This window comes from Luedemannella flava (genome assembly GCF_039528515.1).
Lineage (GTDB): Bacteria > Actinomycetota > Actinomycetes > Mycobacteriales > Micromonosporaceae > Luedemannella > Luedemannella flava.
The window spans coordinates 1-8623 of the sequence record NZ_BAAALT010000019.1 but is presented as its reverse complement, the minus strand read 5'-3'; the positions used below and the strand labels follow the sequence as shown (position 1 = coordinate 8623).

Annotated in this window: 8 protein-coding genes; 2 read left to right on the top strand and 6 right to left on the bottom strand. The window is 73.2% G+C overall.

Annotated features, from left to right (window positions below; all coding sequences use genetic code 11):
- A partial coding sequence (locus ABD211_RS04695; protein ID WP_344126571.1) for a cellulose binding domain-containing protein occupies nucleotides 1-642 on the top strand: 642 nt, incomplete at its 5' end.
- A gap of 53 nt (nucleotides 643-695) precedes the next feature.
- Here the strand turns inward: ABD211_RS04695 and ABD211_RS04690 are convergent.
- From ABD211_RS04690 to dxs, 5 genes are all read right to left on the bottom strand, one after another.
- The gene (locus tag ABD211_RS04690; RefSeq protein WP_344126569.1) at nucleotides 696-1907 is read right to left on the bottom strand and encodes a sensor histidine kinase; all 1212 of its coding nucleotides are present in this window, start codon (nucleotides 1905-1907) and stop codon (nucleotides 696-698) included.
- Nucleotides 1904-2581, bottom strand: a complete 678-nt coding sequence (locus ABD211_RS04685; RefSeq protein WP_344126567.1) for a response regulator transcription factor — start codon at nucleotides 2579-2581, stop codon at nucleotides 1904-1906. The genes ABD211_RS04690 and ABD211_RS04685 overlap by 4 nt, the downstream gene beginning before the upstream one ends.
- A 70-nt stretch (nucleotides 2582-2651) precedes the next feature.
- Nucleotides 2652-3914, bottom strand: a complete 1263-nt coding sequence (locus ABD211_RS04680) for a PQQ-binding-like beta-propeller repeat protein (RefSeq protein ID WP_344126565.1) — start codon at nucleotides 3912-3914, stop codon at nucleotides 2652-2654.
- Nucleotides 3915-4060: 146 nt separating this feature from the next.
- Nucleotides 4061-4537 (bottom strand): YflT domain-containing protein, encoded by a 477-nt coding sequence (locus tag ABD211_RS04675; RefSeq protein WP_344126564.1) that lies wholly within the window; start codon nucleotides 4535-4537, stop codon nucleotides 4061-4063.
- Nucleotides 4538-4678: 141 nt separating this feature from the next.
- Nucleotides 4679-6616 carry a 1-deoxy-D-xylulose-5-phosphate synthase gene (dxs, locus tag ABD211_RS04670; protein WP_344126562.1) on the bottom strand — a complete coding sequence of 646 codons (1938 nt, stop codon included), beginning with the start codon at nucleotides 6614-6616 and terminating at the stop codon, nucleotides 4679-4681.
- Nucleotides 6617-6741: 125 nt separating this feature from the next.
- Between dxs and ABD211_RS04665 the strand changes: the two genes are divergently transcribed.
- Nucleotides 6742-7758, top strand: a complete 1017-nt coding sequence (locus ABD211_RS04665) for a 2-hydroxyacid dehydrogenase (RefSeq protein ID WP_344126560.1) — start codon at nucleotides 6742-6744, stop codon at nucleotides 7756-7758.
- Here the strand turns inward: ABD211_RS04665 and ABD211_RS04660 are convergent.
- A partial coding sequence (locus ABD211_RS04660; protein ID WP_344126558.1) for a cytochrome P450 occupies nucleotides 7712-8623 on the bottom strand: 912 nt, incomplete at its 5' end. The two genes, ABD211_RS04665 and ABD211_RS04660, sit on opposite strands and share 47 nt — an antisense overlap.

Sequence of the window (8623 nt, the reverse complement as noted above, 5' to 3'; positions counted from 1 at the left end):
ACCGAGCTGGACGTGGAGAACGCCCGCACCGACTGGTACGAGGGCATCGTTAAGGACTGCCTGGCCGTGGCCCGCTGCAACGGCATCACGGTCTGGGGCGTGCGGGACTCCGACTCGTGGCGGTCCAACCAGAACCCGCTGCTGTTCGACGGCAACGGCAACAAGAAGGCCGCCTACACCGCGGTCCTCAACGCCCTCAACGGCGGCGCCGTGGTGACCAGCGGCCCGACCACCACCCGCCCGCCGACCAGCGCGGTCGTCACCACCCGCCCGCCGACCAGCGCGGTCGTCACCACCCGGCCGCCGACCAGCGCGGTCGTCACGACGGGTGGCGGCCAGTCCGGCACCTGCTCGGCGACGTACAAGCTGATCGGCTCGTGGCCGGGCGGCTTCCAGGGCGAGGTGACCGTCAAGAACAACGGTTCCAGCACGATCAACGGCTGGACCGTGCCGATGGGCCTGCCCAGCGGCGTGTCGATCTCCAGCCTCTGGAGCGGCGTGCAGTCCGCCAACAGCGGCAGCATCACCGTGAAGAACGCGCCCTACAACGGCACCGTCGCGGGCAACGGGTCGACGACGTTCGGCTTCGTCGCCAACGGCAGCAGCTCCACGGCCCCGACCGTGAGCTGCACCAGCCCGTGACGCAACCCTGAACCACCCGCTCCAACGACGGNCCCGCCCCCCCCTTCGGCGCGCTAGCGCAGCGCCGGCTTGACCGGGGCCGAGCCCGTCAGCACCGGCGTGGTCGAGGCCGTGGGCAGCCGGACCGTGACCTCCATGCCGCCGTCGGGCAGCGCCACCGCGGTCACCGTGCCGCCGTGGGCCTCGGCCACCGCCCGTACGATCGACAACCCCAGCCCGGAGCCGCGACCGCCGGTGCGCTCCCGGCCGCCGCGGCGGAACGGCTCGAACAGCCCCGGCACGTCGGTCTGCTCCACCTCGGGGCCCGTGTTGCCGACCACGAGCCAGGAGTGGGTCGCGTCGGCGCCGGTGCGCGCCCACAGGCGCCCGTGCAGGTAGTTGTAACGCACCGCGTTCTCGATCAGGTTGCCGGCGAGCCGGTCGAGCAGCCCCGGGTCGCCCACCACGGGCGCCGTCTCCAGCGACGTGTCGCGCTGCAGGCTGAGCCGGTCGATGTCGCGCGACACCGCCGACAGCGCCGTCGCCACCCCGTCGGAGAGGTCGGTGGGCATCTTGCGCGCCAGCCGCCGGCCCGCCTGCGCCTCGGTGCGCGCGAGCACCAGCAGCGCGTCGACGAGGGCGTTGGCCCGCTCGGACGCGTCGCGCACCACGGTGGCCATGCGTCGGTACTCCGCGACGTCGGCCTCCGGGTCGGCGAGGGTGACGTCGACCTCGGTGCGCATGACGGCGAGCGGGGTGCGCAGCTCGTGGGAGGCGTTGGCGACGAACCGCTTCTGGCTGTCGAACGCCGTGCGGATGCGGTCGAGCATCGCGTCGAACGTGTCGGCCAGCTCGGCCACCTCGTCGTCGGCGCCGGCGTAGCGGATGCGCTGGTCGAGCGTCTCGCCGGAGAGCCGCTGCGCGGTCGTGGTGACCTGCTGCAGGGGTCGCAGGGCCCGCCCGGCCACCACGTACGCCCCGGCGATGCCGACGAGGCTCACCGCGACGACCGCGACGAGCCCTTTCACCAGCAGGCCGTGGGTGATCGCGTCGGCGACCATCACCTGCCAGTCGTGCGCGTCGAGCGCCCGGCCGTCGGCGAGCACGACCCGCGACCCGGGGCTCAGCTCGGCCGTCGGGCCCAGCGCGTCGCCGACCAGCAGCCAGGACAGGACGAGCAGCAGCGCCGCGGCGCCGACCAGCAGGATGCCGTTGAGCAGGGTGAGGCGCAGCCGCAGTGTGGGCCGCACGCGGCGGCGCGCGGCGCGCGGGTCGTAGACGGTCATCCGGCGGCCGTTCGCGGCGAGGGGGCACGGTAGCCCGCGCCCACGACCGTCTCGATGACGGGCGGGTCGCCCAGCTTCTTACGCAACGTCATCACCGTGACACGCACGGTCGTCGTGAACGGGTCGGTGTTGGCGTCCCAGACCCGCTCCAGCAGCTCCTCGCTGGATACCACCCCGCCGCGGGCCTTGAGCAGCTCCTCCAGGACGCCGAACTCCTTGCGGGTCAGGTCCAGCGGCAGGCCGGCGCGGGTGACCGTGCGCTGCGCCTGGTCGAGCAGCAGGTCGCCGTGGATCAGGATCGGCGGGGCCTGCGGCGTCGCCCGCCGGCCGAGCGCGCGCACCCGCGCGACCAGTTCGTCGAAGGCGAACGGCTTGGGCAGGTAGTCGTCGGCGCCCAGCTGCAGGCCCTCGACCCGGTCGGCCACGGTGCCGCTCGCGGTCAGCATGAGGACCCGGGTCAGCGCCCCGGACGCCACCAGGTCGGCGCAGATCTGGTCGCCGTGCATCCCGGGCAGGTCCCGGTCGAGGACGACGACGTCGTAGCGCGTCACCATCGCCATCTCGTGACCCTCGGAACCGTCGTAGGCCACATCGACCGCGAGGCCCTCCCGACGCAGGCCGCGCACGATCGCGTCAGCCAGGCTCCGCTCGTCCTCCACCACCAGTACCCGCACGTCGCCCTCCCCTTGTCGCGCCCACGCTAGCCGGCGCTGCCAAGGGTTCGTCAACGGGTGAGAGCGCTTGTCAGCCCCGCAAGCGCCAGCTGCGCAACTGTCCGCCGTCGGCGCAGACGATGTGGGTGTCGTTGGCCCGACACCGGATGCCGGCCAGCACGGAGCCGACCTGACCCAGGTCGCGCACCGTGCCCGTGCCGAGGCCGAGCATGCCGAGCCGGGCCTCGCCGTCGTTGCTGACCAGGACCGACACGAGTTCGCTGCCGCGCTGGTCGCTGTCCACCACCCGCCAGCCGCCCTCGATGTCGTACGCCTGGCCGGTCGCGGCGTCCAGAGTCACCGGGGCGGTGCCGGCCAGCGCCGACAGGCGGCGCGTGACCACGTCCGTCGGGTGCAGCGCGACACCGGGCGCGTCCCACACGATCTCCCCCGTACGGGCGTCGATCGCCCAGGTGTGGTCCTCGGCCGTCATGCAGAGCAGCCGCCCGCACGGGGCCGGCCACGCGACCACGTTGGGCACGGGCACCTGCCACTTCACCGCCAGCCGGCGCATGTCCCAGCCGGTGACGATCGGGCCGTTGAGTGACCATGTGCTCACCGCGAGTACGGACGGGAACGCGAGAGCGTACGAGAAGTCCTGGTACGGCCCGATATTGGCGCGCGCCACCACCTTGCCGTTCGTAAGGTCCCACGACTGCGCGGAGCCGTCAGGGGCGACGACGACCATCTGCCGCGCGTCGGGGCCGCCCACGACCACCCCGTCGTCCCACGGCTGGACGCCCGGCAGCGCCCACGTCGAGCCGGGCTCGATGCGGCCCACCCAGCGGGTCTCGCCGGAGGCGAGGTCGACCGCGGTGACCCGGTGCGCCTGCACCCAGCCGTCCTCCCTGGCGTCGATCTCCGCCGAGGTGGTCGACGGCTCACGGTCGATCATGATGGCCACCGTGCCGGCGATGTAGGCCAGCGGCACCGCCGCCACCGGATAGGCCACGAGACGCCGACCCGCCTCCTGGGTCGCCACCCGGGTCGCCGCGGGCGTGCCCGGGCTGGGCGGGAACCGGGTCACGACGTTCACCGCGCTGGCGTAGTACGCGTCCGCGAGCGGTCCCTCGATGCGCAGGCTCCACCGGATCAGGCCCCGGTCGAGGCTGCGGGCAACGAGGCGCAACTGCCCGGCGTCGTCGGTGACGGCGTACACGGTGTCGTCGGTGACGCCGAAGAAGGTGTGGAACGCGGTGCTCCGCCAGGCCAGGGTGAGCGACTCCGAGCCCGAGGTCGCCGGACCCGTCAGCGTGGCGACGACCGCCAGCACCACCAGCAGGAACGCACCCACGCGCGGGACCCGCCCCTGGGTCTGCGGGGGCAAGGGCTCCCACGGCGTGGAGATGTCTAACTCGATGACCCGCGACGGCTGCACTGGACCTCCCGTGCTGACGAGTCTCCGGGAGGCGGTCCGGTTTCACCAATCTTTCGCGACTGTTACGACGCCTGGGAGTCGTTCCAGTTCATCCGGGTGAGCAGGGCGCGCGCCTCGTCGGCCTGGTCAGCGGCCACGCTGATGCCGTACTCGCTCGCGACCAGGGACTTCACGGACGAGAAGTCGCGCTGGCCGCGGGTCGCCGCGTGGCCGACCCCGCCGAAGATCGCGCCCCACACGACGCCGATGAGCACGGCCGCGAGCAGCACCGCCCACCAGGACGACCCCGTGGTGAAGATGCTCAGCAGCAGGCCGACGAACAGGCCGAACCAGCCGCCCGACAACGCGCCGGCCAGGGCCGCCCGGCCCGTGGTGAGCCGGCCCAGGACGTTCTCGACGAGCTTGACGTCGGTGCCCACGATCGAGACCTGGTCGACAGGGAACCCGTTGTCGGACAGGTAGTCCACGGCGCGCTGGGCGGCCGCGTACTCGGTGTAGGTGGCGACGGTGACGGAATCCGCCTGAGTCGGGGTGGTCATGCCGCCACCCCGCTTCGCGAGGCGTCACCATGACTCTGGCCGACAATGATGATGCACTCGCTTCGCTCGGTCATGCTGCGCGCTCCCTGACAAGTGGGTCGACGATCTCCATTGTGTACCCGTCGAGCGGCGCGCCAATCGTCAGGTCGACGCGGGTGTCTTCTCCGGCAGGGTCGCGGCCCAGCCGGTGATCCGGCGGGCCAGCTCGGGGGCGGTCAGGCCCAGGTCGGCGAGCAGCTCGGCGCGGGTGCCGTGCGGGTGCCAGCCGGGCTCCACGCCGATCTCGCGGACCGGAACCTCGACGGCCTCGTCGCTGAGCAGCTGGGAGACCGCGCCGCCGACGCCGCCCGTGCGGACGCCGTCCTCGAGGACCACGACGAGGCGGTGCTCGGCGGCCAGGCCGACGATCTCCGTCGGCACGGGGCGCACCCAGCGCGGGTCCACCACCGTCACGCCGTAACCCTGCGCGCGCAGCCGCTCGGCCACGTCCACGCCCAGCTGGGCGAACGAGCCGACCGCCACGACGAGGATGTCGCCCCGCTCGTCCTCGGTGAGCACGTCGACCACGCCGACCCGGCGCACGGCCGGCAACGGGGCGGGCACCGAACCGGTCGGGAACCGGACGATCGTGGGCCCGTCGTCGATCGCGACGGCCTCGCGCAGCTCCTGGCGCAGGGTGGCCTCGTCGCGCGGCGCGGCGATGCGCAGGCCCGGCACGACGCCGAAGACCGACAGGTCCCAGATGCCGTAGTGCGACGGGCCGTCGGGCCCGGTGATGCCGGCCCGGTCGAGCACGAACGTCACGGGCAGACGGTGCATCGCGACGTCGAGCAGCACCTGGTCGAACGCCCGGTTGAGGAACGTCGCGTAGATCGCCACGACGGGGTGCATGCCGCCCAGCGCGAGGCCCGCCGCCGAGGTGGTGGCGTGCTGCTCGGCGATGCCGACGTCGAACGCCCGCTCGGGGTAGGCGGCGGCGAGCGTGGAGATGCCGGTCGAGTCGCCCATGGCGGCGGTGATGCCGACGATGTCGGGCCGCTCGTGGGCCAGCTCCACCAGCTCCTCGCCGAACACGGCGGTCCACTTCACGGCCGGCTTGGCCATCGTCTTGCCGGTGGCCGGGTCGAACGCGCTCGACGGGCTGTGCATGTGGTCGGCCTGGTCGTCCTCGGCCGGCTGGTAACCGTAGCCCTTGCGGGTCACCGCGTGCACGATCACCGGGCCGCCGAAGCGCTTGGCCTGCTCCAGGGCGTCCTCGACGGCGCCGAGGTCGTGGCCGTCGACCGGCCCGACGTACTTGAGGCCGAGATCCTCGAACATCGCCTGCGGGGCGACGGCGTCCTTGATGCCCTTCTTGACCGCGTGCAACACCTCGAAGAGCGGAGGACCGACCAGCGGCGTGCGCCCGAGCGACTCCTTGATGACGTCGAGGGTCTTCTCGTAGCTCGGGTTGAGCCGCAGCTTGGTCAGGTGGCTGGCCAGGCCGCCGATCGTCGGCGCGTACGAGCGGCCGTTGTCGTTGACGACGATGACCAGGGGGTTGTCCGTGGCGGCGATGTTGTTGAGCGCCTCCCAGCACATGCCGCCGGTCAGGGCGCCGTCGCCGACGACCGCCACCACGTGGCGGCGCTCGCCGCGCAGGGCGAAGGCCTTGGCCATGCCGTCCGCGTACGACAGCGCGGTCGAGGCGTGGCAGTTCTCGATGACGTCGTGCTCGCTCTCGGCCTGGTTGGGGTAGCCCGTGAGGCCACCGCGCTGGCGGAGCCGGTCGAACCCGGCCACCCGACCGGTAACGATCTTGTGCACGTACGCCTGGTGGCCCGTGTCGAACAGGAGCCGGTCGCGCGGGGAGTCGAAGACGCGGTGCAGGGCGAGGGTCAGCTCGACCACGCCCAGGTTGGGGCCGATGTGCCCGCCCGTGCGGGCGACCTTCTCGACCAGGAAGTCGCGGATCTCGGCCGCGAGCATGGTCAACTCGTCCCGGCTGAGCCCGCGCAGGTCAGAAGGTGCGTTGATCGAGTCGAGCAGCCCCGAGCGGGGACGGCCCGACGACACGATGTTCTCCTCGTGCGTGCTCATGACCGGCCAGTCTATCCGGATCGCGCTTGCGGGCCAGTCACGCGCGCTCTCCTTCACAGTGTCTCCACCTGGTCGCCACACGCCCGTGATCTGCGCCACTGCCGCGGACCTGACAGAGTGTCCACGTGCCCACCACCAGCCTGCCCCGGGTCGCCCTCAGCCGCCGTGGCCTGCCGGGGAACCCGGCGGCCACGCTCGCGCCGCACGCCGAGGTGCTCGAGTGGCCCCACGAACGCCCGCCGGGCCCGGCTGAGCTGCGCGAACTCGCCGCCGACTGCGACGGGCTGATGTGCTGGATCGGCGACCGGATCGACGCCGAGCTGCTGGCAGGCGCCCCGCGGCTGCGCGTCGTGGGCCTGGCCAGCGCCGGCTACGACGCGGTCGACCTGGCCGCCGTCCGGGCGGCGGGCGTCGTGGTCACGAACGTTCCGGGCGTACTCCACGAAACCACCGCGGACCTGGCGTTCGCCCTGATGCTGATGGCCCGGCGGCGCCTCGGCGCCGCGGTCGACGCCATGCGCGCCGGCGGGTGGACCGACAACCGGATGGACGGGTTCCTCGGGCTCGACGTCACGGGCGCCACCCTCGGCATCGTCGGCTTCGGGCAGATCGGACAGGCCGTCGCCCGCCGGGCCCAGGGCTTCGGCATGCGGGTGATCCACCACGGCGGCCGCTCCAGCGGCGCGGGCCTGTCCCGCCGCGTAGACCTGGACGACCTGCTCCAGACCGCGGACGTGGTGACCCTGCACGTGCCGCTCACGGACGAGACCCGTGGGCTCATCGGCGCCCGCGAGCTGGCGCTGATGAAGCCGACCGCCACCTTGATCAACACAGCCCGGGGCGGGATCGTCGACGAGGCCGCGCTGGCCGACGCGCTGCGGGCCGGGCGGCTGCACTCGGCGGGGCTCGACGTGATGACGGACGAGCCGCGCCGCGACCCCGCCGACCCGCTGTTCGGCGTGCCCAACCTCGTCGTGCTGCCGCACGTGGGCTCGGCCACCGAGGCGACCCGGGCCCGGATGACCGACCACGCGGCCCGCAACATCATCGCGGTCCTGTCGGGCGGGCCCGCGCTCACGCCCGTCCCGGGGACGGTCACCGCGCGACGACCCGCAGCGGGAGCGACATCAGGCCCCGGATGACGAAGCCCGGCCGCCGACGCGGGTCGCCGGCGAGCTCCAGCGCGGGCGCGTGCCGCAGCAGCGCCGCGAAGGACTCCACCAGTTCCAGCCGCGCGAGCGGCGCGCCGAGACAGTAGTGCACCCCCGCCCCGAACGAGAGGTGCGGGTTCGCCACCCGCCCCACGTCCAGCCGGTCCGGATCGGCGAACACGGCCGGATCCCGGTTGGCGGACCCGAACAGCAGCCCCACCCGCGACCCGGGCGGCACGACCGCCTCCCCGACGACCACGTCCTCGTAGGCCCACCGCGAGAACAGCTGCAGCGGCGTGTCGAACCGCATCAGCTCCTCCACCGCGCCCGGCACCAGCGCCGGCTCGGCCCGCAGCCGGGCGAGCTGGTCGGGATGGCGCAACAGGGCGAGCCACCCGTTCGCGGTCACGTTGACGGTCGCCTCGTGGCCGGCGTTGAGCAGCAGGATGCATGTGCCGACCAGCTCGTCCTCCGTGAGCCGCTCCCCCGCGTCGACCACCGCGCCCAACGCGCTGATCAGGTCGTCGCGGGGCGCGGCACGCCGGATCCGGGCCAGCTCCCGCAGGTAGGCGGAGAACTCCTCGCTCGCCCGCACCGCCCGCGCCGCGGCGTCCGGTGCCGGATCGAGCTCGAACATGGCGCAGATGTCCGCCGACCACGGCCGCAACAAACCAAGATCTTCATCTGGTACCCCCAGGAGCGCCCCGATGACGGCCACGGGCAGCGGCTCGGCGTAGTCCGCGAAGAGGTCCCCGCCGCCGGCCGCGACGAACGCCGCCGCGAGCGCGTCCGCGAGCGCGCGCACGGTCGGCCGCAACGCCGCGACCCGCGCGGGCGTGAACGCCCGCGACACGAG